General features: G+C 43.2%; 21 protein-coding genes and 2 pseudogenes. 15 read left to right on the plus strand and 8 right to left on the minus strand.

The window, feature by feature from the left end:
- Positions 1–2: 2 nt before the first annotated feature.
- The 4 genes from BVU_RS13945 to BVU_RS13960 form a co-directional block, all read right to left on the minus strand.
- Complete coding sequence (locus BVU_RS13945; protein ID WP_005843339.1) at positions 3–200, minus strand: hypothetical protein; 198 nt, start codon at positions 198–200, stop codon at positions 3–5.
- 18 nt (positions 201–218) lie between these two features.
- On the minus strand, positions 219–1,400 hold the full coding sequence (locus BVU_RS13950) for an imelysin family protein (protein ID WP_011965732.1): 1,182 nt from the start codon (positions 1,398–1,400) through the stop codon (positions 219–221).
- 33 nt (positions 1,401–1,433) lie between these two features.
- Entirely contained in the window at positions 1,434–2,768 is a 1,335-nt protein-coding gene (locus BVU_RS13955; RefSeq protein ID WP_005843343.1) for a hypothetical protein, read from the minus strand.
- Between the two features lie 640 nt (positions 2,769–3,408).
- Positions 3,409–4,074 carry a rhomboid family intramembrane serine protease gene (locus BVU_RS13960; RefSeq protein ID WP_011965733.1) on the minus strand — a complete coding sequence of 222 codons (666 nt, stop codon included), beginning with the start codon at positions 4,072–4,074 and terminating at the stop codon, positions 3,409–3,411.
- A gap of 180 nt (positions 4,075–4,254) precedes the next feature.
- Here BVU_RS13960 and BVU_RS13965 point away from each other — a divergent pair, with 180 nt between their 5' ends.
- The 10 genes from BVU_RS13965 (at position 4,255) to bioD (ending at position 14,961) form a co-directional block, all read left to right on the plus strand.
- Positions 4,255–6,195: a glycogen debranching enzyme N-terminal domain-containing protein gene (locus tag BVU_RS13965; protein WP_005847983.1), complete on the plus strand. Its 1,941-nt coding sequence runs from the start codon at positions 4,255–4,257 to the stop codon at positions 6,193–6,195.
- Positions 6,196–6,209: 14 nt separating this feature from the next.
- The gene (locus BVU_RS13970) at positions 6,210–7,475 is read left to right on the plus strand and encodes a glycosyltransferase (RefSeq protein ID WP_005843349.1); all 1,266 of its coding nucleotides are present in this window, start codon (positions 6,210–6,212) and stop codon (positions 7,473–7,475) included.
- 18 nt (positions 7,476–7,493) lie between these two features.
- Positions 7,494–8,906, plus strand: coding sequence for a glycoside hydrolase family 57 protein (locus BVU_RS13975; protein WP_005843351.1), 1,413 nt, complete (start codon positions 7,494–7,496; stop codon positions 8,904–8,906).
- A 152-nt stretch (positions 8,907–9,058) separates the two neighbouring features.
- Entirely contained in the window at positions 9,059–9,424 is a 366-nt protein-coding gene (locus BVU_RS13980) for a hypothetical protein (protein ID WP_005847981.1), read from the plus strand.
- A 12-nt stretch (positions 9,425–9,436) separates the two neighbouring features.
- A complete protein-coding gene (bioB, locus tag BVU_RS13985) occupies positions 9,437–10,396 on the plus strand; it encodes a biotin synthase BioB (RefSeq protein WP_005843355.1) in 960 nt (319 codons plus the stop codon).
- 38 nt (positions 10,397–10,434) lie between these two features.
- Positions 10,435–11,706, plus strand: coding sequence for an adenosylmethionine--8-amino-7-oxononanoate transaminase (gene bioA, locus BVU_RS13990; protein ID WP_005843357.1), 1,272 nt, complete (start codon positions 10,435–10,437; stop codon positions 11,704–11,706).
- 27 nt (positions 11,707–11,733) lie between these two features.
- A complete protein-coding gene (locus BVU_RS13995) occupies positions 11,734–12,885 on the plus strand; it encodes an 8-amino-7-oxononanoate synthase (protein WP_041174548.1) in 1,152 nt (383 codons plus the stop codon).
- Positions 12,882–13,535 carry a DUF452 family protein gene (locus BVU_RS14000; protein ID WP_005843361.1) on the plus strand — a complete coding sequence of 218 codons (654 nt, stop codon included), beginning with the start codon at positions 12,882–12,884 and terminating at the stop codon, positions 13,533–13,535. Before BVU_RS13995 ends, BVU_RS14000 begins: the two co-directional genes overlap by 4 nt.
- Positions 13,536–13,546: 11 nt before the next feature.
- Positions 13,547–14,302 (plus strand): malonyl-ACP O-methyltransferase BioC, encoded by a 756-nt coding sequence (bioC, locus tag BVU_RS14005; protein ID WP_011965735.1) that lies wholly within the window; start codon positions 13,547–13,549, stop codon positions 14,300–14,302.
- 14 nt (positions 14,303–14,316) lie between these two features.
- Entirely contained in the window at positions 14,317–14,961 is a 645-nt protein-coding gene (bioD, locus tag BVU_RS14010) for a dethiobiotin synthase (RefSeq protein ID WP_005843364.1), read from the plus strand.
- Between the two features lie 219 nt (positions 14,962–15,180).
- Here bioD and BVU_RS21720 read toward each other — a convergent pair.
- From BVU_RS21720 to dapF, 3 genes and pseudogenes are all read right to left on the minus strand, one after another.
- Positions 15,181–15,342: pseudogene (locus tag BVU_RS21720) on the minus strand (P-II family nitrogen regulator); the annotation flags it as partial.
- Positions 15,343–15,404: 62 nt separating this feature from the next.
- Positions 15,405–16,130 (minus strand): hypothetical protein, encoded by a 726-nt coding sequence (locus BVU_RS14015; protein ID WP_005847970.1) that lies wholly within the window; start codon positions 16,128–16,130, stop codon positions 15,405–15,407.
- Between the two features lie 89 nt (positions 16,131–16,219).
- A pseudogene (dapF, locus tag BVU_RS21725) lies at positions 16,220–16,826 on the minus strand (diaminopimelate epimerase); the annotation flags it as partial.
- A gap of 264 nt (positions 16,827–17,090) precedes the next feature.
- Between dapF and BVU_RS14030 the strand changes: the two are divergent.
- The 3 genes from BVU_RS14030 (at position 17,091) to BVU_RS14040 (ending at position 21,081) form a co-directional block, all read left to right on the plus strand.
- Entirely contained in the window at positions 17,091–18,539 is a 1,449-nt protein-coding gene (locus tag BVU_RS14030) for an ATP-binding cassette domain-containing protein (RefSeq protein WP_005843375.1), read from the plus strand.
- 162 nt (positions 18,540–18,701) lie between these two features.
- On the plus strand, positions 18,702–19,634 hold the full coding sequence (locus tag BVU_RS14035) for a dihydrodipicolinate synthase family protein (RefSeq protein ID WP_005843378.1): 933 nt from the start codon (positions 18,702–18,704) through the stop codon (positions 19,632–19,634).
- Between the two features lie 13 nt (positions 19,635–19,647).
- Entirely contained in the window at positions 19,648–21,081 is a 1,434-nt protein-coding gene (locus BVU_RS14040) for a sodium:solute symporter (RefSeq protein WP_005843381.1), read from the plus strand.
- 208 nt (positions 21,082–21,289) lie between these two features.
- Here the strand turns inward: BVU_RS14040 and BVU_RS14045 are convergent, their stop codons facing one another.
- Positions 21,290–22,240: an NAD(P)H-dependent flavin oxidoreductase gene (locus BVU_RS14045; RefSeq protein WP_008667319.1), complete on the minus strand. Its 951-nt coding sequence runs from the start codon at positions 22,238–22,240 to the stop codon at positions 21,290–21,292.
- Between the two features lie 241 nt (positions 22,241–22,481).
- Here BVU_RS14045 and BVU_RS14050 point away from each other — a divergent pair, with 241 nt between their 5' ends.
- Entirely contained in the window at positions 22,482–23,780 is a 1,299-nt protein-coding gene (locus BVU_RS14050; RefSeq protein WP_011965736.1) for an anaerobic C4-dicarboxylate transporter family protein, read from the plus strand.
- Positions 23,781–23,947: 167 nt separating this feature from the next.
- Positions 23,948–25,006: an L-asparaginase 2 gene (gene ansB / locus BVU_RS14055; RefSeq protein ID WP_005843386.1), complete on the plus strand. Its 1,059-nt coding sequence runs from the start codon at positions 23,948–23,950 to the stop codon at positions 25,004–25,006.
- The last annotated feature ends 36 nt before the right edge of the window (positions 25,007–25,042 follow it).

Genomic DNA, 25,042 nt, shown 5'->3' on the forward strand with positions numbered 1-25,042 from the left:
AGTTACTTTTCAAATTTATATACCAAAGAATCTACATAAGGTTGTCCTCCCCCGGTCTTTTTCACTATCATGTCTGTTGTAGAGGGGACATCCGGCAGCACAAAGCCGGTGCTTGGAGCGAATGTAAAATCACCATCTACAGCAAAAGATAGTACAATAGACCTTTTCCGGACACCCTCTTGCAGATCCTTTGTGGTCATTGGGGTAAACAGTTCTTTTTAATTGTTTCTTAAAGCTGTTTTAACATCAGACAATATGGCATCAAGATCCTGACAAGCTTTAATTGCTTCACCTGCACTTGGATCTTTAATATTGTTTACAAATGGAGCTGCCATGGCATTGATTTTGGTCAGAGCATTGTTTATGGCATTTACAACTTTTGTATCCAGTTCTTTATCTACTCCAGCAATATAGTTGTGTAGTGAGTTGGTTTCGTCACGTTCATTTTCTATACCGCCCATGTAAGCATTCTGAATACTGATGATGTTGTCATAAAAGTCTAGAATGGACTTGTGACTGTATGGTGATTCTATATAAGCAGGGTCTTCTCCGCTATAAGGTTTTCCTATTTTAGAAGTTCCTACTTCATCTGCGATAGTCTTGCAGCCGTCAATGATAGCTTGCATGGCCAATGTCCAGCTGGCGTATGTACTACCTGCTTTTCCTGCATTCAGCATATTCTCACCATAAGAATATTCACCACTGTTTACAGTGTAAGGCAGTTCTAACTCATTTGCGACTTTAGCGACACGGTCGGCATTGACAGCACTTTCGCCTCTCCATGAAAGTTCCAGCTGCCAGCAACGGTTACGCAAATCACCAGCTACAGCTACGGCGTAAGTCAGATGTAAGTCACTGATTTTAGAAACTGATTTGGGGCTACCATCTTCGAAAAGGATGTATTCAATACCATGAAATCCTAATAAAGAATTACCCAATTTCTCGCCGGCATAAATATCTCCGTCTTCACCACCCATTGCTTCTACCTGTTCCGTATTTTTCAGTGCGGTCTGTAATCCGTCCAAGTCCAAAGGCCATGAGTCAATATGCGGGTCGATACCGAAATCGGTAGCTGCCCCATACAGGAAAGCTTCACTCTTTTCCCACCATGCACGTGCTTCAAGGAAGGTTTCGCAGGTAGCTTTTACATTTGCATCAGTCTTGCTGCTTTTTAATGCTTGTAAATCTTTTACTAGCTGTTCGGTTTCATCAGCCAGGTTCTTGTAAGTAACATATACCGTGTGATCAAGATACTGTTTTGCGATTGCTTTGAATTTTGCATCTGTTTCAGACGTACCGGTATCCGGAGTCGGATCATCGTTATCACTGCATGCGCTGAAACTGCAAGTCATCATTGTTGCTACAGCAACAAGTAAGGGGATTTTTAACAAACTTTTCATACCTATTTAATTTTAAAAAATGAATAATCGGGTTTATTTAATGAAAAATCCTGCATAAGCTATGCCCAATGAAAAAGAGGGTTCGTTATTATACTGGCTTTTCAAGAAGCGTTTTGAGTATTCGGCTTTTACTACGATGTCTTTCATAGGATAGTAGTTCAAACCGACGGCCATGCGTTGTTTTTTAGTCCATTCATATTTGCTGAAACCTTTAGCAGCCTTATGATATGAGTCATAGTATTCATATCGTCCAAATACATATAGTTTTTTACCATTGTCTCTCATTTTCTTTACTTGAGAAAAAATATCATATCCTGCCTCGATTCCGGCGGCAATGGCTGTCTTGCCCACGGCTGTGTGAGGATAAGGGGACTGTGTGCTATTGTCTTGGCTTTTGTTGTGAGTGGAGATCAGATCAGCGTCTCCCAGATGGCCATAATCAAAATTGCCGCGTACTACCCAGTTATGATCATTATAATCAAAGTCGAATGCACCTATGACCACTGTTCCTTTCACATCTTTATATTTGGTGGATTTTTCATCTTTAATAATGTCGTTTTGGAAACTGTTACCTATATAGCCGCTTATTCCCATACGCAATCCTTTGACAGAGTAATTGTCGATACGTGCCGCTCCTGCCAGATTGTTGGCTACTTTAAATTCATAGGCTGATGCAGAACCATCATGAATCCATCCGCTATGATTGAACATATTAGCATTCAATGCGGGAATAACCATTGCCTCATAACGCCAGTCACCTATACGCCCCCATACACTAAGACCGGTTTCATGCCATGTGCAAGGCATTATTGTGTTTTCACCTTCAGGACGATATACTGTAAAGAACTGAGTGGGAAGATGGGCGTTGTTTATTTGTCCTATCGGCACGATGATGTGCCCTGCGCGGATATTGAAGCCCGAGCAAAAAGATTTCTGAATCCAGAACTGCTCCAAAGCCACTTCACCCCCACGTTCTATTTCTTTTTCAAATTCTCCGGCTTCTTCGTCTTCTACTTCTATAGCCGATTCTGTTCCTCCGTGTTCAAACTCTATTTCACTACCCATGCTCCATCCTTTTCCGAAATCGTAGCCAATCATGATTACTACATGAGGTAAGTCTACGCGTCCGTGTCCGTCAGAGTCTTTGTAACTGTCTGCTTTAGAATAGCGGTACATATTGTCACTATAAAAGTTACGTGTGTACACTGCTTCTCCGTAACCTCCCAATGTTAGCCGGGATTTTTTTTTAGGTTCTTCCTCCGTAGTTTTCTCTGTGTTATCCTTATCTATACTTGTTGCTTTTTCTGCATAACTGTTTGCAAGACAGGCCAACAAGCATAATGAGAACAATAAAACCTTTCTTTTCATTTTTGCTTTAATTTTTATAATTTTAAATCGGTGCAAAGTTATGGGAGGTTAAAAGGGTGGGCAATACCTAAAAATGGGTATTATTTTATGAAAATTGGTAATGAGTAGGTATTAAAGCTTGAATGATGCTGTCCGGAAAGGTTTATTACCCTGTTTTTCAGTTGTAAAATGATGCATTAAAATTTAAGATGGCAAAATAATAGTCTGTTTTAGTCTTTCCACATATGGCCAGATGCATATCTTCTTGCCACATGCTTTTTTACCTTTTTAAAAGAAGGGTGTTAGGGGATTTTTCTCTGTAAAGAGTGCAAGCCTTGTAATCAGATTCATCCTTAAAAGATCTTGTTTGTATCCCTAACCCTTTCCTGCCGTGTGGTTAAGGGTTTTCTTCCTGCCTGTTTTATCTCCGCAAGCCTTTGGAGTTATCTCCATAAGCTTTGGAGTTAACTCCATAGCCTTGGGAGATAACTCCAAAGGCTATGGAGATAGAATATATCCGTATAAAAAGGTTTAATCTGAAGATAGAAAAGGCTTATACAATAGGGAGGATATGAGCATTCGTTTAATTCCGTTAGCGGGTTATTGCTTTTTTCATCCCTTCCGGTCCTTTGGACTTCATGAGGCGGAAAGATTGGTTTAGTCATTCTTTCTTTTCTTGGTCCGGATTTGTAATGACTTCTTCGTCTTCCGGATAACTCCTGTTATCTTCTTCTTCCTCGTCAATGAAAAGTTCCGGTTGTTGAGGGCCTTTGTGTCTGAACAATATAGCTGCGGCTATTCCGGCCGCTGCGCCCCCCAAGTGTCCCTCCCAAGAAGTGGTGGAGGAAGCGAACTGTGGGAACATGTTCCATACCAGGCTGCCATATAGAAAGGTGACAAGCAATGACAGGGCTACTAAAGGAACGTGTTTGCGGAGAATGCCACTGAAGAACAGAAAGAAGGCGAGTGAATAAATTATACTGCTGGCACCTATATGCCATCCCGGCTTGCCTATTATAAATGTAAGTATTCCACTGACTATCCAGATGAAAAAAAGTATACCAATGCCCAAATCACGATAAAAGTAGAGCAGACACCATAATAAAAAAAGAAGAGGGAAAGTGTTCGCAAATAAATGTTCCCAATCGGCGTGTATCAACGGAGAAGTGAGAATTCCCATTATTCCTTTGGTTTCTTTGGGATATATGCCCCAGGTGATAAAATCCCAATTCATGACACTTTCCATTGTACGCAGGGTGTACAGAATGAAAAGAAGTAATAACGGAAGAGCAAAAGCCAATAGAATTTTTTGAATTTCAAGTTTCATTTTGTCATAATTATGCTGATTTCTGTGCAATACTACGGATATTTGAGCGAAAAATGAAAAATATTTTGCTATTTAATTTTGCTTTATCCATTTAATTACTAATTTTGAGCGTTGCATACAAAAATAATATGTGACACAAATTGATATGGAAATTTGATTTATAACCTTAAAATAACAACTATGAGTTACTTACGATTTGACAAGACTCTTATGACGAACCTCGGGGAATCATTACCGAAAGAAATTCTCCGCACAAACCGTTCAGGGGCTTACCATTGTACAACCATTGTTGATTGCAATACGAGAAAATATCATGGATTGCTTGTCATTCCGGTGCCTGAGCTGGATGATGAAAACCATGTATTGTTATCGTCGTTGGATGAAACAGTGATACAACACGGCGCTGAATTTAACCTGGGGCTTCATAAGTATCAGGGTGACAATTACAGCCCCAGGGGACACAAGTATATCCGGGAATTCGAGTGTGAGAAAGTTCCTACCACTATATACCGGGTAGGTGGTGTGATTCTGAAGAAGGAAAAGCTTTTCGTTCATCATGAAAATAGAATTTTAATCCGTTATACTTTGCTGGAGGCACATTCGGCCACTACGTTGCGTTTGCGTCCGTTTCTGGCTTTCCGCAGCGTCCGTCAGTATACTCATGAGAACGCACAAGCCAGCCGTGACTATCAGGAGGTGGACAATGGGATCAAGACATGCATGTATCCGGGCTATCCCGAATTATATATGCAATTGAACAAGAAGAACGAATTCCACTATCAGCCGGATTGGTATCGGGGAATTGAGTATCCCAAAGAGCAGGAGAGAGGATATGATTTTAATGAAGATTTGTATGTTCCGGGTTATTTTGAAGTGGACATAAAGAAAGGTGAAAGCATTGTCTTTTCAGGAGGTGTTTCCGAGGCCGGTACCCGTACATTAAAGAGAACCTTTGAAGAGGAGGTGGAAGAACGTACTCCGCGTGATAATTTCCAGCACTGTCTGATAAATGCTGCCCATCAGTTCTTAAATAAACAGGGAGATGAGTTTTATATTTTGGCAGGATATCCGTGGTTTAAATGCCGTGCGCGCGATATGTTTATTTCCCTGCCGGGACTGACATTGGCGATTGATGAAGTGGCTAAGTTTGAAATGGTGATGGAAACGGCCCGCAAGGCAATTCATGACTTTATTAATGATGAGCCTGATGATGTTAAAGTGTACGAAATGGAGCATCCTGATGTTTTGCTTTGGGCGGTGTGGTGTATCCAGCAATATGCCAAGATGGTGTCGCGTGACCAATGCCGTGAGAAATATGGTACATTGTTGCAGGACATTATGGAATACCTTCGCCGGGAGAATCATCCGAACCTTTTCTTGCATTCAAACGGTCTGCTATATGCCAACGGAACGGAAAAGGCTATCACATGGATGAATTCTACCGCAAACGGACGTCCTGTGATTCCTCGTACAGGCTATATCGTAGAAATTAATGCTTTGTGGTATAATGCCTTACGTTTTACAAGTGAACTGTTGGGCGAAGGTGGAAACAATAATTTGGCTGAAACGTTAAATGTATTGGCAGAAAAGACGGGAAAGGCTTTCGTGGATACTTTCTTGAATGAGTATGGTTATTTACTGGATTATGTGGATGGCAATATGATGGACTGGAGCGTGCGTCCGAACATGATATTTACTGTAGCATTCGACTATTCTCCGCTTGATGCCCGTCAGAAGAAAGGGGTGTTGGACATTGTGACCAAAGAACTGCTTACTCCGAAAGGGCTCCGTTCGCTCAGCCCGAAGAGTGGCGGTTACAACCCGAACTATGTAGGTCCTCAGATGCAGCGTGATTATGCTTATCATCAAGGTACCGCATGGCCTTGGCTGGCTGGCTTCTATTTTGAAGCTTACCTTCGTATTTATAAGATGAGTGGCATAGGATTTGTGGAGCGTCAGCTGATAGGCTACGAAGACGAAATGACTTCTCATTGTATTGGCTCTATACCTGAACTGTTTGATGGTAACCCGCCTTTCAAAGGTCGTGGAGCTGTATCATTCGCTATGAATGTGGCAGAGATATTGCGAGTATTATATTTATTGAGTAAATACAATTATTGAAAGGAGGGACCTGTATGAAAGTATTAATGTTTGGATGGGAATTTCCTCCCAAAATATATGGTGGTCTTGCTGTAGCATCTTACGGTATAACAAAAGGTCTGAGTCTGCAAGGTGATATGGAAACAACCTTCTGTTTGCCCAAACCTTGTGGCGACGAAGAAAAGTTTCTGAACATTATAGGCATGAACCAAGTGCCCATTGTGTGGCGTGATGTGGATTATGATTACTTAAAGTCACGTCTTTCGACTTCGACTCCGGAACAGTATTATGCTTTCCGTGATCATATCTATTCTGATTTCTCATATATGCACGTCAATGATCTGGGGTGTATGGAGTTTGCCGGCGGCTATCCGGGAAACCTTCATGATGAGATCAATAACTTTTCTATTATTGCCGGTGTGGTTGCGCGCCAGCAAGAATTTGATATTATCCATGCGCACGACTGGCTGACTTATCCGGCTGGTGTGCATGCCAAGCTGGTAAGTGGCAAACCTTTGTGCATCCATGTGCATGCTACTGATTTTGACCGTTCGCGCGGTAAAGTGAATCCTACAGTATATGCTATGGAAAAGAATGGCATGGATCATGCCGACTGTATTATGTGTGTGTCCGAGCTGACCCGTCAGACTGTTATTCACCAATATCATCAAGACCCGCGCAAATGTTTTGCCATGCACAATGCCGTTTATCCGCTTTCGCAAGATTTGCTGGACATTCCTCGTCCTGATCACTCGAAAGAAAAAGTGGTGACTTTCCTGGGGCGTATCACGATGCAGAAAGGACCCGAGTATTTTGTGGAAGCCGCCGCATTGGTCTTGAAGCGTACCCGTAACATCCGTTTTGTAATGGCAGGATCGGGAGACATGCTGGACGCCATGATCAATCTGGCTGCGGAACGAGGTATTGCAGACCGTTTTCATTTCCCGGGGTTCCAGCGTGGGCGTCAGGTTTATGAAGCATATAAAAACAGTGATGTATTCGTAATGCCTTCCGTGTCAGAACCTTTTGGTATTGCTCCTTTAGAGGCTATGCAGTGCGGAACTCCTTCTATCATCTCAAAGCAATCGGGTTGCGGTGAAATTTTGGATAAAGTAATCAAGACAGATTATTGGGATATCAACGCTATGGCCGATGCCATCTATTCTATTTGTACGAATCCTTCTCTTTTCCAATATCTGCAGGAAGAAGGAAAGAAAGAGGTGGATGGCATTACATGGGAGAAAGTCGGCTTGAGAATCCGTGCCCTCTATGAGCAGGTGTTAAAAAACTATGGTAAATAATAAAACAATAACTAGGATATGAAAACAATATGTCTTTATTTTGAAATACATCAAATTATCCATCTGAAACGCTATCGCTGTTTTGATATAGGCCGTGACCATTATTATTATGATGATTATGAAAATGAGCGCGGCATCAGTGATATAGCCGAACGCTCGTATATTCCTGCGCTGAGTGCGTTGATTGAAATGGCAAAGAATCACGGTGATACTTTCAAGGTGGCTTTGTCTATCTCGGGTGTGGCGCTGGAACAGTTGGAAGTGCATGCGCCCGGTGTAATCGAGTTGTTGCATCAGTTGAATGAGACCGGATGTTGCGAATTCTTGTGCGAACCTTATTCTCACGGTCTTTCCTCATTGGCTAATGAAGATTGTTTCCGCGAAGAAGTGGAACGTATGCGTACCAAGATTAAACAAATATTTGGCAAGGAGCCGAAGGTATTCCGTAACTCCAGCTTGATTTATTCGAATGATATTGGCGCTACGATAGCCGATATGGGCTTTAAAGGTATGTTGACTGAAGGCGCGAAACATATTTTGGGTTGGAAGAGCCCGCACTACCTGTATCATTGTGCCATGAATCCGAACTTGAAGTTATTGCTTCGCGATTTCAAATTGTCTGATGACATCAGCCTGCGTTTCTCTAATTCCGAATGGAATGAATATCCGTTGTTTGCCGACAAATATATAGATTGGATTGCAGCTTTGCCGGAGGAGGAGCAGGTTATCAATATTTTCATGGAACTTTCTGCTTTGGGTATCGCCCAGCCATTGTCTTCCAATATTTTGGAATTTATGAAAGCACTGCCTGTCTGCGCAAAAGAAAGAGGGGTTACTTTCTCTACTCCGACCGATATCATTACCAAACTGAAATCTGTGGATCAGGTGGATGTTCCTTATCCTATGTCATGGATAGACGAGGAACGCGATATCAGTCCGTGGTTAGGCAATGTGATGCAGCGTGAGGCTTTCAATAAACTTTATAGTGTGGCAGAACGTGTTCATTTGTGCGATGATCGCCGTATTAAGCAGGATTGGGATTATTTGCAGGCAAGTAATAATTTCCGCTTCATGACCACTAAGAATACCGGTATTTGGTTGAATCGTGGTATTTATGATTCTCCGTATGATGCTTTCACCAACTACATGAACATTTTGGGTGATTTTATAAGTCGTGTCAATTCGTTGTATCCGGTAGATATGGATAACGAAGAATTAAATTCGTTGCTTACTACCATTAAGAATCAGGGCGAGGAATTGGTGGCTTTGAACAAGGAAGTGGAGAGATTGCAGGCTAAACTGGAGAAAGCTGAAGGCAAAAAGGCTCCTGCCGTAAAGAAAGAACCTGCTGCCAAGAAACCGGCGGCGGCCAAGAAAACGACGGCAAAGAAGCCGGTTGCCAAGAAAGCTGCTTCGAAGAAAGAAGAATAACAGAAATATAATATAAAGGACTTAAGAATTCACCGTTGTGCTTTCGGAAAACTGGTTTTAAGGTTGTAAGAGGCGGAACGGTGTTTTTCTATATAAAAGTTTGCTGCATTGAATATTTTATTTACCTTTGCCAATCTCAGATACGAAAAAACATGAAACAATTGTGCCAGAATAAACATACGATACGTTTCCGCTATTGGAGCCGGAAGAAGTACGCTATGTTTTATAGCTTGGGCAAATATGTAACTATTGGTAATCTGAAAAAGGAGATTGCCGATGTATCGTTGGGTAAACAGGCAAATGTTTGCACGGCATTCTCTGTTTGCTCTTCCGCACGGAAAGAGGATGCTGGAGAGGAATATGAAGAAGGAATGGCCCCTGTTGAATCCATGTTGCAAATGTTTCGGATCCAACTGCCTCAACCACAGGTGGCTGACGTGATTTGTCTTTTTTATTTAAATAAATATTTGTTTGCCGGAAAGATGTGCCATGCATCTTTTCGGCTTTTTTTGTCTTAATATGAACTGTATATGATGCTGAATGAAATAAGAAACAAAGTGTTGGGCGGTGAGAAGATTACCGTAGAAGAAGCCCGTTGGCTGTCCTGCCAGGCAGAGAAACAGGATTTGTATGATGCGGCTCATGAGATAACACGGGTTCTGGCTTCTCGGAAATTCGATATGTGTTCCATTATCAATGCTAAATCCGGTAAATGTCCTGAGAATTGTAAATGGTGCGCACAGTCTGCACATTATAAAACAAAAGCGGATGTTTATGATTTGGTTGGGAAGGAAGAATGTCTGCGCCATGCTTTGTATAACGAAGCGCAGGGAGTATCCCGTTTTTCTTTGGTGACCAGCGGCAGGAAACCGGGTAGCCGTAACATGGACCGGCTATGTGAGACAACAGAGTACATGCGTGCGCATTCGCATATTCAGTTATGCGCTTCTTTAGGATTGCTGGATGAAGCGGAATTGGAACGGCTGTTTAAGGCAGGCATCACCCGTTATCATTGTAATCTGGAAACGGCTCCCTCTTATTTTTCATCTCTATGTTCTACTCATACACAAGAACAGAAAATAGAAACGTTGCAGGCAGCACGCAGGGTGGGGATGGATGTATGCAGCGGAGGAATCATCGGCATGGGCGAAACAATGGAACAGCGTATTGAGTTTGCTTTTACACTGAGGGAATTGGAAGTACAGTCTATTCCTATAAACCTGTTACAGCCTATACCCGGCACTCCATTGGAAAAAATGGATCGTCTTGCAGAGGCGGAGATTCTGACAACCATCGCTTTATTCCGTTTTATCAATCCCACAGCCTTTCTTCGTTTTGCCGGAGGGCGTTCACAGATGAGTGTGGAAGCTGTAAAGAAAGCATTGTATATCGGTATTAATTCTGCCATTGTGGGAGATTTGCTGACTACATTAGGTTCCAAAGTTTCAGAAGATAAAATATTGATAGAAGAGGCCGGGTATTCGCTTTGATACATTATAAAGTTATTATAACAATAAGGAAATAATATATGGAAAATTTTGACAGGGAGCATTTATGGCATCCTTATACATCGACTACTCATCCGCTGCCCACTTATAAGGTAAGACGGGCGGATGGAGTATATATAGAATTGGAGGACGGAAGATGTTTGATAGAAGGGATGTCTTCGTGGTGGTGCATGGTACATGGATACAATCATCCGGTATTGAACCAAGCGCTCAAGGAACAGATAGACCGTATGAGCCATGTCATGTTCGGCGGACTGACACACGATCCGGCCATCGAATTAGGCAGGTTGTTGCTGAAGATTGTTCCTCCCCGTATGCAGAAAATATTTTATGCTGATTCCGGTTCGGTTGCGGTAGAAGTGGCACTGAAAATGGCCGTGCAATATTGGTATGCGCAAGGGAAGGAAAAGAAAAATAATTTTGTAACTATTCAGTCCGGATATCATGGAGATACGTGGAATGCCATGTCCGTTTGTGATCCGGTGACCGGTATGCATCATATTTTTGGCCCTACATTGCCTGTGCGTTATTTTGTTCCTGCTCCCCGGTCGCGCTTTGGCGGAATCTGGTATGAAGAGGATATAGAACCCTTGAAGGAAATATTGGAACAGCATCATGAAGAAATGGCCGCATTGATTCTGGAACCTATTGTACAAGGGGCGGGCGGAATGCGTTTTTATCATCCTGAGTTTTTGCGCCAGGCAGAGAAACTTTGCAGGCAATATCGTCTGTTGTTAATCTTTGATGAGATAGCGACAGGTTTCGGAAGAACAGGGAAACTGTTTGCTTGGGAGCATGCAGGTGTCCAGCCCGATATCATGTGCATAGGTAAGGCACTGACCGGTGGATACATGACTTTTTCTGCTGTCCTTGCCAGTGATGAGGTGGCTGATACTATTTCCGGCGGTTATCCGGGAGTCTTTATGCACGGCCCTACTTTTATGGGAAATCCGTTGGCTTGTGCCGTAGCGAAAGCATCCGTGGAATTGTTGCTTTCATATAGTTGGGAGGAAAAGGTAAAGGCTATTGAATCACAATTGAAGAGGGAGCTGGCTCCTGCTGCTTTATTGCCGCAGGTGGCTGATGTGCGTGTATTGGGAGCTATCGGGGTTATTGAAGTGAAGAAACCGGTAGATATGGCTTTCATGCAACGTCGTTTTGTCGAAGAAGGAGTATGGGTACGTCCTTTTGGAAAACTGATGTATATCATGCCGCCTTTTATAATTCAGCCGGAAGAATTGAGCAAATTGACGCATTCACTGGTAAAGATAGTAGGAGAATTAAAAGAATAAGTGATAGTATTGGGAAAAATAGAAAAAATGAGTTCATTAACAGACTGGGAAAGAGAATTAGCCCTGCTTGAAAATAAAAGTAATCTTCGTAAGTTGCCTGTTATCCGCCATTTGGGAAAAGAGGTGGAGGTGAATGGAAAAGTGATGCTTAACCTTTCATCCAACGATTATCTGGGATTGGCTGCTTATCTGCCATTACGTACGGAATTCTTGCAAAGTCTTACTCCCGACACTTTTCTTCCTTCCTCTTCATCCTCTCGGCTGCTGACAGGAAATTTTAATATCTATGTTCAGATAGAGGATTTGCTTGCCCGACTGTTTCGGAAGGAAAGCGCGTTGGTTTTTAATAGTGGTTATCACATGAATGCCGGTATTCTTCCTGCAGTGAGCGATGCTCGTACATTGATTCTTGCCGATAAACTGGTACATGCCAGCATTATTGACGGCATTCGTTTATCGGCGGCCAAGTGTATCCGGTACCGGCATAACCGATATGACCAATTGGAACAGTTGCTGGTTTCCAATCATGCCGGGTATGATAGAATAATTATTGTAACCGAAAGTATTTTCAGTATGGACGGTGATGAGGCCGATCTCCGCCGTTTGGTCACTTTGAAGCAACAATATGATAATGTATTGCTGTATGTGGATGAAGCGCATGCTGTAGGGGTGCGGGGGATGCATGGCCTGGGGTGTGCGGAAGAACAGGATTGTGTGGCTGACATCGATTTTTTATGTGGAACTTTTGGTAAAGCGTTGGCCTCAGTAGGAGGCTATATTGTTTGTTCGAAGACCATCCGTGATTATTTGATCAATAAAATGCGTACATTCATATTTACAACGGCTCTTCCTCCTGTCAACTTGCTATGGACATTCTTTATCCTGGAGCATTTGGACAGTTTCAGCTTCCGGAGGGAAAGGTTGAAGAGAATATCCTCTCTTTTGAAAGACGCGTTGGTAAAGAAAGGCTACGCTTGTCCTTCTACCAGCCATATTCTGCCAATGACGATAGGCGATAGCGGTGATACGGTGTTAAAGGCCGATTTCTTGCAGCGTAAAGGTTTTTATGCGTTGCCGGTGCGTCCTCCCACTGTGCCCGAAGGAACATCGCGTATCCGTTTTTCGTTGACAGCGGATATTACTGAAGAAGAAATAAAAAGTCTGATAGAATTGATATGAAACATTATTTTATACAACAAAAGCATCTTCCCCGATTGACACTTTTTTTTGCCGGTTGGGGAATGGATGAATGTCCTTTCATGGATCATTGCCCCGAAAATAGCGATCTGTTGGTTTGTTATGATTATCGTTCGCTGGATTTTGATTTCACGTTGTTGCAGGGTTATCAGGAGATTCGCCTGATAGCCTGGTCTATGGGAGTATGGGCCGCGTCTATGGTATTGCAGGATATGGACTTGCCTATTTGTGAGCGTGTTGCTTTGAATGGCACGGTAACTCCTGTCGATGATTTGAAAGGTATTCCGCAGCAAGTTTTTGAAGGAACACTGGAAGGCTTGAATGAGGGTACGTTGGAAAAGTTTATCCGCAGGATGTGTTTGAAAAAGGAGAATCTGGAAACATTCTTGTCGAAACGTCCGCAACGTGCGGTAGAGGAACTGCAAGAAGAGCTTCGGAGGATTGGAGAACAGGTAAAATCTTGCGCTGTTCCCAGTTTTGCATGGGAACGGGCTGTTATAGGCAAGAATGATTTGATTTTTACGGCGGTCAACCAAAGAAATGCATGGACAGGGACGGAAGTGGCAGAGTATGATATTCCTCATTATTCAGAAGAAATAATGAGAGATTTGCTATGCCCGTCTGTTATTTAAAACAAAAACGTATGATTAATAAGCAATTGATAACCCGTCGCTTTTCCCGCGCTGTAGAGAGTTATAACCGTGAGGCGGTGGCACAAAAGCAGATAGCATACCGCATGAGTGATATGCTAAATCATTATTTGCCCCGTCCGTGCGGCCGGATATTGGAAATTGGTAGCGGGACGGGCTTTCTTACCCGCAGGTTGATGGAAACCCTCCATCCTGAAAAACTGGTGTTGAATGACATTTGTCAGGAGATGAGTTCTTGTTTCACCGATTTGTTGGGAAGCGGGCAGGCTACCTTTCTGGCAGGGGATGCCGAGTCCCTTCCTTTTCCAAAAGGACAGGATTTGATTGTATCATGCTCGGCATTACAGTGGTTTGTTTCTCCCGAGCTGTTTTTTGAACGTTGTAATACTTTGTTGAAGCAGAAAGGATATTTTGCTTTTACTACGTTCGGCAGGGATAATCTGAAAGAAGTTGCATCGGTTACCGGCAGCGGTCTTCACTATCGTTCTTTAGAGGAATTAGAAGAAGCGCTGCGCATACACTATGAGATCGTGAAGGCTCATGAGGAACGTATCTGTCTGACTTTCGGTACTCCGCTCGAAGTGCTTTATCACTTGAAACACACCGGGGTGGCTGCTGTCAGGCAACAAGCGTGGACTAAAAGGGATTTGCAGGATTTCTGTGACAAGTATGCCCGTTTGTTCAGTGATGGTCGTTCGGTGACTTTGACTTATCATCCTATTTATATTATTGCAAAGAAAAGACAATAGAAATAAAAAGAATCATGAAACAGAATGTATTTTTCGTAAGTGGTATTGATACAAATATTGGTAAAAGTTATGCCACGGCCTATCTGGCACATCTTTGGAACAAACAAGGATGTCGTACTATTACTCAAAAATTCATACAGACAGGAAATCCGGAAGGTTATTCGGAGGATATTGAGTTGCATCGTCGTCTGATGGGGATGGAGTATTTGCCTGAGGATGAGCAGGGACTTACCAAACCTGAAATATTTTCTTATCCGGCTTCTCCCCATTTGGCTTCACGAATAGATAACCGCGCCATTGATTTTGATAAAATAAAGCATGCCACGGAGGTGCTGAGTGAGCGCTATGATGCTGTTTTAGTAGAAGGAGCCGGGGGGCTGATGGTGCCGTTGACAGAAGATAATCTGACTATAGACTATGTTCAGGAATCGGGTTATCCCTTAGTTTTTGTTACTTCGGGACGATTGGGAAGTATCAACCATACATTATTGAGTTTTGAGGCTATAGAACGGAGAGGGATAAAGCTTCATACAGTGATGTACAATCTGTTTCCCGAAGGAGAGGATAAAATCATTCAAGCAGATACAGAAACTTATATTTGTCGTTATATAGAGAAGCATTTCCCGGATACAGCATTTGTGAAGGTACCTTGCTTGTAATTCATCTTTCTTGTTTATGATGTGTTTACCTGATAAAAAGAGGTTGTTCTACATCTGACGACCTCTTTTTATTAGTTGTATCCATAATTTTCCGCTTAAGTTATAGTATGATTTTTACTTTGTGGAGTAGTTTTGTCCGTGTAATGAGTTATTTCTCCTGTTCTGCATTGTACAAGGCGATATATCCGCGTTCTTCTGTATGGATGCGGACGGCATTCAAATGCGTCCTTGACATGTTTTGCCAATGCCTTTTACATTGCAATAGGAAAGCCATTCGATTTTGGCTTCGAGCAATGCTTCTTTTACGTCCTCGAATTGGGTCTTACAGATAATAGCTTCAATTTTTTTATTGTTGTATTTGTATTTTGTATATAATGTAATCTTTTTACCTTCTAAAAAACTAATACTTTGTTGTTATCCTTGTCTGGTTATGCTCTTTATGATTAAAAACTTAGCCCGAAAACGAAATAAGCCCCTTCAGTGCGTGGGTTTACGGTGACTTTTGCAAAAGCTGGAACGGAGAATGAATCGGTGATTTTTATTTCCTTGGCGGCTCCCATGCTGATGTCGCATACGGTGAAACCGTTGGAACCGTTGCATACAGGGGCTTCGGAATAGTTGTAAAAGTCTGTGCCCCACGGAGTCGCTCCTATTTCCGCTGTCCATTCCAGCCCTGCCAGTGTGAAAGGTACGGTAGCCGAGATATAGGACGAATAGGCTCTGTTTCCTCCGTTATTCACTCCGTCGGTTCCGGCGAAATTGGTATACCAGTTCAAGGCCAGCGGTCCGAAGTCATAACCTATTTGTGCCTCGAAGGTATGGTTGGTATTGTGTGAGCCGTAATGAAAATACCCCGGTCCTCCATTGAACCAGTAATCTGTGACGGAGATACTGAAACCTCCTGTGGCGTAGCCTAATGTGAGGTCAATCTCTTTTGTATCTTCTTTTTCGATACCTGCTGTTCCCCATGCAGACAATGAGAACCCTTTGTAAGAAACTGACAACGTGGGTTGGATACTGACACCTCCTAAATCCTGGCCACGCCAGATGTATCCGCTTACGAGATCGGCTCCTGCGCTGGCTTCCACTTTGTCCTGCGCCATGCCCATTGCCGGAACAGCTATTGCCAAGGCCGACAGAAATGTTGTTTTTCTAAAACTCTTTTTCATTGCTTTTTACCTTTTTAATCCATAATAGTGAGTTTGTTATATCTCGTATGTATTTGTTTTTCTTGTAATGGCTTGTGCTTGTTATGTGATAATACTTCAACGAATTCTATATTGGTTCGTTCGGGAAAAAGCGGATGATTCTCCAGTTTCGGACCTATTGCCGGCAAATTTACATCTTTTATATCATCTATGAAAACCACTAAATATGGATTTCACATACAAACAAATGTTCTTTTGTATTCTTTTCCATCTACTGTGATTGTTTTTGCCAACATTTTGCCGTCCGGGGTATTTATTTGTCTGGAGTTGGCAAGCAGGGGAAGATCCATGTCCACTGTTACTTCTTCTACCAGCTCGTTCTCCGTATGCAGTTTTAGGACCTTGATTCCTGAGAGCGTTTCCTGCGTGATGGCTTTCTTTTGAGTCAATTTGTTGTCATATACATACTTTCCTATACATCTGGAGGCGTTACCACACATCATGACTTCAGAACCATCTGCATTGAATATGTGCATACTGAAATCCGCTTTGGCTGATTTCCCAATCAATGCCAGCCCGTCGGAACCGATCCCCGTGTGACGAGCTCCATCTGATGGAAGTTCTCACGGGGTCTGCTATGAGGTGCTTTAGGGTGTTTACGTATATATAGTCATTACCTGCTCCCTGCATCTTTGTGAACGTGATTGTTGTTGCCATTTTGTCTATAATTTCTTCTGTTATTATTTCCTTTTGTCTTAATTTAGTGCAAATATATATCTTGTTGATGCTTTATAAATTTGAGCCTATATTCTGTTATGGAACATATAGTTTAGGTAATATTTTGTTGGTTATTCAGTGTCGTATAATTGGTATCATATATAATTAAGGTGGATGATTGATGTAACAAGATGATAATATATTATCTCATTTTTATATTATTTTGTTACCTTTGCATCCTGTTGGATAAAAAAGAGATTTGTAATGCAGAATATTATTGCGATAGAAAATGGTGTGACCCGCCATCCGCTGTACCGGATGAAGGAACCGGTGAATATGACACTTGCCGCCGGAGAACATATAGCTGTTGTGGGGAGAAACGGGGCAGGAAAAAGTATATTGGTAGATACGATTACAGGCCGGTGGCCGTTGTTGATGAACGAAGTGAAGTATGATTTCTCTCCTTCTCCTTCGAAGATGGCATACGAGAATATAAAGTATATTGCTTTCCGTGATTCATACGGAGATTCCGATGGAAATTACTATTATCAGCAACGATGGAATGCCCATGATTTGGATGAAACCCCACTGGTACGTGATTTGTTGCCCGAAGCGACCGATTCAGGTCTGAAAAAGGCTTTGTATGAACTGTTTGGCATAGAGAGGATGCTGGATAAACATATTATTCTGCTTTCCAGTGGTGAGTTACGTAAGTTTCAACTGACAAAGACTTTGCTGAGTAATCCGCGTGTACTGATTATGGATAATCCCTTTATCGGACTGGATGCGAAGACGAGGGACCTGCTTCATACATTGTTGGGCGAACTGACTAAAGTAACCCATTTGCAGGTAATCCTTATCTTGTCTAAGTCCGATGATATTCCTGCTTTTATTACTCATGTTATTCCTGTGGAAGACAGGGTGTGTGGTAAAAAGATAACTTTGCAGGAATATTTGGCGGTCCGTAAGCCGATACCGGAACGGATACTTTCCGAAGAAAAGGAGGCACGGATTCTGAATTTGCCTTACGGCGGTGATTTGTATCACACCGAGCACGTAGTCGATTTGAACAAGGTAAGCATCCGTTATGGCGAGCGTACCATTTTGAAAGATTTGGACTGGACAGTGAAATGTGGCGAGAAATGGGCTTTGAGTGGAGAGAACGGTTCAGGAAAGTCTACGTTGTTGAGTTTGGTCTGTGCGGATAATCCGCAGAGTTATGCTTGTGATATTACCTTGTTCGGCAGAAAACGCGGTTCCGGAGAAAGTATTTGGGAGATAAAGAAGCATATAGGATATGTCAGTCCTGAGATGCATCGCGCTTATCTGAAAAACCTTCCTGCCATAGATATTGTGGCAAGCGGACTACATGATTCTGTGGGGTTGTACAAACGTCCGCGTCCCGAGCAGATGGCGGCTTGTGAATGGTGGATGGATATTTTTGGTATTGCAGATTTGAAAGACCGGAATTTCTTGCAGTTGTCCAGTGGCGAGCAGCGTCTGGTGTTGTTGGCCCGTGCTTTTGTGAAGGATCCTGAGTTGCTTATTTTGGATGAGCCTTTGCATGGGTTGGACTTGTACAACCGCCAGTTGGTGAAAGATGTGATAGAAACTTTCTGTCGTCGTAAGGACAAGACCATGATTATGGTGACACATTATCAGGAAGAGTTGCCCGCATGTATAACTAACTTTCTTTTCTTGAAGCGGAATTAAAAGTTCTTTTTCTAAAGGTACGTTCCGGGCAGACGGAAGACGACTGGTTAAACGATAGTGCCCTGTCGCTTTCCGGACAAGCCGGGATGTTGGGCTGAGTACAAATAATCCTACTGTTCGTTTCATAAATATAGCATTGAAATTTTTAAAAGAAAACGAATCATGGAAAACACATTAAAAAAGCCTATGACAGGCATTATTCCTCCTTTAGTGACTCCGTTACTGGATAATGACAAACTGGATATTGATGGTTTGGAAAGGTTGATAGAACGATTGATAAAAGGAGGAGTGCACGGATTATTTATACTGGGTACCACCGGAGAAGCGCAGAGTATCAGTTACCGGCTTCGCCATGAAATGATAAAGGAAACTTGCCGTATCAATGCCGGAAGACTTCCGGTTCTGGTTTGTATTTCCGATACTTCAATTGTAGAAAGTATTCATCTGGCACATGTAGGGGCCGAGTGTGGTGCTTCAGCCGTAGTTTCCGCTCCCCCTTACTACTTTGCTCCGGGACAGCCTGAACTGGCCGAATTTTATGAGGACCTGATTCCTCAGTTGCCGTTACCTATCTTCTTGTACAATATGCCGTCGCACACGAAAGTGAATTTTGCTCCGGCTACTATTCAACGTATTGCCCGTAATCCTCAGGTGGTGGGGTTCAAGGATAGTTCGGCTAATGCCGTTTATTTCCAGTCCGTGATGTATGCCATGAAGGACAGACAGGATTTCGCCATGTTGGTGGGACCGGAGGAAATTACGGCAGAGTGTGTGTTGCTGGGTGGACATGGGGGGATCAACGGAGGTGCCAATATGTTCCCGGAATTATATGTAGATCTTTATCATGCTGCGGTAGCGCGTGACATGGAAACCGTAAGTCGGCTGCAACCCTTGGTGATGCAAATCAGTAGCAGTATTTATACCGTGGGGCAGCATGGCTCCAGTTATTTGAAAGGATTGAAATGCGCGTTGTCTTTATTGGGCGTTTGTGATGATTTTGTTGCGGCTCCTTTCCATCGCTTCAATGTTCCGGAACGCGAGAAGATACGCAAGGCGTTGGAGGCACTCCCTTTTTGTCCGGAATTGAAACCTTAAATGCTCGGTCTGTATGCATATCATTGATATAATCGTCTTTTTGTTGTTTACCGGCGGAGTCGTGGCCTTCGGTTGTTCTTTCTTTAAGAAGAAAGGTACCTCCGAGGAGTTCACTTCTGCCGGAAGAAGTTTGCCCGGCTGGGTGGTGGGGATGTCCATTTTCGCCACGTATGTCAGCAGTATCAGTTATCTGGGATATCCGGGAAAGGCCTTTTCGGGAGATTGGAATGCATTTGTATTCAGTCTTTCTATTCCTATCGCCTCTTATTTTGCGGCTCGTTACTTTGTGCCTTTTTACCGGAGTCAGGACAGCATATCGGCTTATAGCTTTTTGGAAAACCGTTTCGGTCCTTGGGCACGTATATATGCTTCGTCCTGCTATCTGCTCACCCAGATAGCACGTACAGGGTCTATCCTGTATTTGTTGGCGTTGCCCATGAATGTATTGTTGGGATGGCATATCCAGACCATTATTGTTGTAACCAGTGTGGCTATTGTGCTTTATTCCATGTTGGGTGGCATGAAGGCTGTCATTTGGACAGAGGCCATACAGGGAATTATTCTGATCGGAGGTGCGTTGGTATGTATGTTTATTTTGCTTTTTGATATGCCCGGAGGTCCGGTGCAGACTTTCTCCATCGCCATGGAAGATGGTAAATTCAGCTTGGGAAGCTTTGGAAGCAGTTTAAGTGAGTCCACTTTTTGGGTGTGTCTGATTTATGGTATATTTACTAATTTGCAGAACTATGGTATAGACCAGAGTTATGTGCAACGTTATCATACGGCGAAGAATGAGAAGGAGGCTAAGTTTTCGGCCTTGTTCGGAGGATATTTGTTTATTCCCGTTTCGGCCGTTTTCTTTATGATAGGGACTGGACTGTATGCGTTCTATAAAGTGCATCCGGGGATCTTGCCCGACGGGGTGGGGGCGGATTATGTCTTTCCGTTTTTTATAGTCAATGAGTTGCCGGTGGGGTTGACAGGCCTGCTGATTGCTTCTATCTTTGCCGCAGGTATGAGTACCATTGCGACCAGTGTCACTAGTTCGTCTACCATCATTCTGACGGATTATTATCAGCGGTTCCGCAAACATGCCGGAAACAGGGAGCGGATGTTGGTGCTGAAACTCTCCAGTGTAGGAGTGGGAGTGGCAGGGATTCTGGTGGCTTTTGCCTTTATGAGTGTGCAAAGTGCGCTGGATGCCTGGTGGGCGTTGGCGTCTATTTTCAGCGGAGGCATGTTGGGACTGTTTCTATTGGGGTATATTTCGAAGAAAGCACGTAATTTTGATGCGGTACTGGGAGTCGTTTGTGGAGTAATTCTGGTTTGTTGGATTGTGATATCCCCCTTTGTACATGCCAATCTGGCTATCGTGTTCGGGACGTTGCTGATATTTTTGGTGGGATTCCTGAGTGCTAATCTGCTTAATAAGAGAAGATGTAAGTAGAATAACTTAATTTTATAAAACTCAACTTTATAGAAAAGAATTTTTCATCTGAAACTTGACATTCTTCATTGACAATAAGAAGGCCGTATCACTTTTGAGTAATGATACGGCTTTTCTGTATTTGTCGGTTACAATCTGTAACCTTTAGAATGTTCATTTTGGTTTTGATTCACTCTCCGGTTTATTAATCGTTTCATCGTTCTCCTTATCAGATAAATCTTTTCAGCTCATTGACCCTGTTTAATGCGGCATTGAAATCTTCCACCAGTTCTTTCATCACTTCGTCTACCGTCTGTAATTTATGTATGCATGATGCGACTTGTCCTATTTCCAGTTCACCTTCGAATAAATCTCCTTCAAAGATTCCCTTTTTGGCACGTCCTTTTCCTAACAAAGTGCGTAGTTCATCCGTTGTTGCGCCACGGCTTTCCGCTTCTTCTACTTGTTTGAAGAAATCATTCTTGACCAACCGGACGGGAGAGAGCTGTTTCAATGTCAGTTGGGTATCTCCTTCATTCAGTCGCAGACACCGGTCTTTGAATGTGAAATGAGCAGAACTCTCTTCGGTTAATGCAAAGCGCGTCCCTATTTGCACCCCGTCGGCCCCCAATGCCATAGCAGCCAGTATGCTTTCTCCCGATCCGATACCTCCGGCAGCTATCAACGGCACAGTGGTGATCTGTCTGACGGCTGGAATAAGACATAGGGTGGTCGTTTCCTCCCGTCCGTTATGTCCTCCTGCTTCGAATCCTTCGGCTACGATGGCGTCTACACCTGCTTCTTCACATTTGGCGGCAAACTTGGTGCTTGCCACTACATGGGCCACAATGATTCCATGCTCATGCAGGTGTTCTGTCCAGGTCTTTGGATTTCCGGCAGAGGTGAAGACGATTTTCACACCCTCTTCTATTACCATATTGATAAGGATGTCTATTTCGGGATACATCAGCGGAATGTTTACTCCGAAAGGTTTGTCTGTCGCCGCTTTGCATTTCTGTATGTGTTCGCGTAAGGTCTCGGGATGCATGGAGCCTGCTCCTATCAGTCCCAGTCCTCCGGCGTTACTTACTGCGGAGGCTAGTCGCCAACCGCTACACCATACCATTCCTCCCTGTATGATGGGATACTTTATTCCAAAAAGATTGCAAATTCTGTTCATATGTAATAATTTAGTGATTTGTCTATTTGCTAATGTACCAATAACTATGTGGGACATAATACAGCCGATTAGCACATTGACGAATAGTTCATTATACAAAACAACTAACTTTTATTGAATGTTTTAGGGAGAAAGTAGTGAAAAAAGGAAAAATTCTTAGAAATTTTAAGGTTTGTAGAACAGAAATGGTCTATCTTTGTTCTCAGAATTAAAATTGTATATTTATAAACGGATAAAAAACATGTTATTACAACTGCTATTTGTACTTGTCGCTATTATTGTAGGTGCCCGTCTGGGAGGTATCGGACTGGGAGTGATGGGAGGTGTGGGCCTTGCCATATTGACCTTTGTTTTCGGACTTCAACCTACCGCTCCCCCTATTGATGTGATGTTGATGATTGTCGCCGTTATCTCTGCCGCCTCTTGTATGCAGGCTGCCGGCGGACTGGACTATATGGTGAAATTAGCAGAACGGTTGTTGCGTCGTAACCCTTCACAAGTGACTATCCTGAGTCCGTTGGTTACTTATCTGTTTACTTTTGTCGCAGGTACGGGGCATGTGGCCTACTCTGTGCTTCCTGTCATAGCCGAGGTGGCTACGGAAACTAAAATTCGTCCTGAGCGTCCTTTAGGCATTGCCGTTATCGCCTCGCAACAGGCTATTACTGCCAGCCCTATCTCTGCCGCTACCGTAGCGTTGCTGGGATTGCTGACAGGATTTGACATCACTCTGTTTGATATTCTGAAGATTACTATTCCCGCTACATTAATCGGTGTGCTGGTGGGAGCTTTCCTTTCAAAGAAGGTGGGTAAAGAGTTGTTGGAAGATCCCGAATACTTGCGCCGCTTGGAAGCCGGGATGATTGATACAAAACATGTGGAGCTGAACGATGTGAAGAATATGTTTCATGCCCGTATCTCGGTGATAATTTTTATTGCCGCCACGCTGTTGATAGTGTTGTTCGGTTCTATTCCTGTCATGCGTCCTGTGTTCAATGGTACGGCTTTGGATATGCCGGCTATTATTGAGATTTTGATGTTGTGTGCGGCGGCTGTTATTCTTCTCATTTCACGTACGGATGGAATTAAAGCTACACAAGGCAGTGTGTTTCCTGCCGGGATGCAGGCGGTAATCGCTATATTTGGTATTGCATGGATGGGAGATACCTTCATTAATGGAAACATTACGGAACTGACAGGCTCTATTGAGGGGATTGTGCGCCAAATGCCCTGGTTGTTCGGTCTGGCATTGTTTGTCATGTCCATTTTGCTTTATAGCCAGGCTGCTACGGTGCGTGCCATTGTGCCGTTAGGGATAGCACTGGGTATTTCTCCGATGATGTTGATTGCTTTGTTCCCTGCTGTCAACGGATATTTCTTTATTCCTAATTATCCTACAGTGGTGGCAGCTATAAATTTTGACCGTACAGGAACAACAGGCATTGGAAAATGGATTCTGAATCATTCGTTCATGATGCCTGGGATGGTGGCCACCATTGTTTCTATTGTGGTAGGCCTGCTGCTGGTACAGGTGTTCTAGAAAGGAAAGGGGGTAGGTGTAGTCGGACTTGAAGATGAGTGATCTTCTGCCTGTAACATTTATAATGATTCGATGTATACATATATATCATCGGCACATCTTCTTCTTTGTGTGAACAAAATTTCCAAATAATTATTATAGTAATAAAACCTAAACTTGAAAAGATTATGAACGGATTAAGAAAACTCAGCCTTATGGCGGCAATGCTGGTATGTACCACATTGGCTGCTGTCTCCCAAAAGCCTAATATCCATATATTGGCTACAGGGGGGACTATTGCCGGAACAGGCGCTTCGGCTACTAAAACAAATTATACTGCCGGACAGGTGGCTATCAGCACATTGCTGGAAGCGGTTCCCGAAGTGAACAAAATAGCCAATGTGACCGGGGAACAGATTGTAAAAATCGGTTCTCAGGACATGAATGATGCCGTATGGCTGACGTTGGCCAAGCGTATCAACGAGCTTTTCAGCCGTGGAGATGTGGACGGTATCGTGATTACTCACGGAACTGACACAATGGAAGAAACCGCCTTTTTCCTGAACTTGACTGTGAAGAGTGACAAGCCTGTTGTATTGGTAGGAGCCATGCGCCCCTCTACGGCCATGAGTGCGGACGGACCGTTGAACTTGTATAATGCGGTAGTTACTGCCGCTGCTAGGGAATCACGGGGTAAAGGTGTCGTAATTGCCATGAACGGTTTGATTTTGGGAGCCCACGGAGCCATGAAGACCAATACGGTGGATGTACAGACTTTCCAGTCTCCTAACTCCGGTGCGTTGGGATATGTATTGAATGGTAAGGTTTTTTATAATATGGAATCTTTGAAACGCCATACCACCGGTTCCGATTTTGATGTGGCCCACCTTGACAAGCTGCCGAAAGTAGGTATCGTTTACAGTTATTCCAATGTAGAGGCTGATGTTATGATCCCTTTTCTGAATAATGGTTACCAAGGTATTATTCATGCCGGTGTGGGGAATGGCAACATTCATCAGAATTTGTTTCCGATATTGGAAAAGGCCCGTCAGCAAGGTATTTTGGTAGTGCGTTCCAGCCGTGTTCCTACCGGACCGACCACATTGGATGCCGAGGTGGATGATAATAAATATCAATTCGTGGCTTCACAAGAGTTGAATCCTCAGAAAGCGCGTGTGTTGTTGATGTTGGCATTAACTAAAACAAAAGACTGGAAGAAGATTCAGGAATACTTCAACGTATACTAGTCCATCCGGCACTTTTTCTTTTTATCTCTTTTTCTT

It is taken from the genome of Phocaeicola vulgatus ATCC 8482, from assembly GCF_000012825.1.
GTDB classification, from domain to species: Bacteria; Bacteroidota; Bacteroidia; order Bacteroidales; family Bacteroidaceae; genus Phocaeicola; species Phocaeicola vulgatus.

Excerpts from the sequence above, each read along its gene's own strand:
- BVU_RS13960 (WP_011965733.1), bottom strand. The coding sequence starts at position 4,074 with ATGAAACTTGAAATTCAAAAAATTCTATTGGCTTTTGCTCTTCCGTTA.
- BVU_RS13955 (WP_005843343.1), bottom strand. The coding sequence starts at position 2,768 with ATGAAAAGAAAGGTTTTATTGTTCTCATTATGCTTGTTGGCCTGTCTT.
- bioC (WP_011965735.1), top strand. The coding sequence starts at position 13,547 with ATGATTAATAAGCAATTGATAACCCGTCGCTTTTCCCGCGCTGTAGAG.
- BVU_RS14040 (WP_005843381.1), top strand. The coding sequence starts at position 19,648 with ATGCATATCATTGATATAATCGTCTTTTTGTTGTTTACCGGCGGAGTC.
- ansB (WP_005843386.1), top strand. The coding sequence starts at position 23,948 with ATGAACGGATTAAGAAAACTCAGCCTTATGGCGGCAATGCTGGTATGT.
- BVU_RS13975 (WP_005843351.1), top strand. The coding sequence starts at position 7,494 with ATGAAAACAATATGTCTTTATTTTGAAATACATCAAATTATCCATCTG.
- BVU_RS14045 (WP_008667319.1), bottom strand. The coding sequence starts at position 22,240 with ATGAACAGAATTTGCAATCTTTTTGGAATAAAGTATCCCATCATACAG.
- bioD (WP_005843364.1), top strand. The coding sequence starts at position 14,317 with ATGAAACAGAATGTATTTTTCGTAAGTGGTATTGATACAAATATTGGT.
- BVU_RS13980 (WP_005847981.1), top strand. The coding sequence starts at position 9,059 with ATGAAACAATTGTGCCAGAATAAACATACGATACGTTTCCGCTATTGG.
- bioA (WP_005843357.1), top strand. The coding sequence starts at position 10,435 with ATGGAAAATTTTGACAGGGAGCATTTATGGCATCCTTATACATCGACT.
- BVU_RS14035 (WP_005843378.1), top strand. The coding sequence starts at position 18,702 with ATGGAAAACACATTAAAAAAGCCTATGACAGGCATTATTCCTCCTTTA.
- BVU_RS13950 (WP_011965732.1), bottom strand. The coding sequence starts at position 1,400 with ATGAAAAGTTTGTTAAAAATCCCCTTACTTGTTGCTGTAGCAACAATG.
- BVU_RS13995 (WP_041174548.1), top strand. The coding sequence starts at position 11,734 with ATGAGTTCATTAACAGACTGGGAAAGAGAATTAGCCCTGCTTGAAAAT.
- BVU_RS13945 (WP_005843339.1), bottom strand. The coding sequence starts at position 200 with ATGACCACAAAGGATCTGCAAGAGGGTGTCCGGAAAAGGTCTATTGTA.
- BVU_RS13965 (WP_005847983.1), top strand. The coding sequence starts at position 4,255 with ATGAGTTACTTACGATTTGACAAGACTCTTATGACGAACCTCGGGGAA.
- bioB (WP_005843355.1), top strand. The coding sequence starts at position 9,437 with ATGATGCTGAATGAAATAAGAAACAAAGTGTTGGGCGGTGAGAAGATT.
- BVU_RS14000 (WP_005843361.1), top strand. The coding sequence starts at position 12,882 with ATGAAACATTATTTTATACAACAAAAGCATCTTCCCCGATTGACACTT.
- BVU_RS13970 (WP_005843349.1), top strand. The coding sequence starts at position 6,210 with ATGAAAGTATTAATGTTTGGATGGGAATTTCCTCCCAAAATATATGGT.
- BVU_RS14050 (WP_011965736.1), top strand. The coding sequence starts at position 22,482 with ATGTTATTACAACTGCTATTTGTACTTGTCGCTATTATTGTAGGTGCC.
- BVU_RS14015 (WP_005847970.1), bottom strand. The coding sequence starts at position 16,130 with ATGAAAAAGAGTTTTAGAAAAACAACATTTCTGTCGGCCTTGGCAATA.
- BVU_RS14030 (WP_005843375.1), top strand. The coding sequence starts at position 17,091 with ATGCAGAATATTATTGCGATAGAAAATGGTGTGACCCGCCATCCGCTG.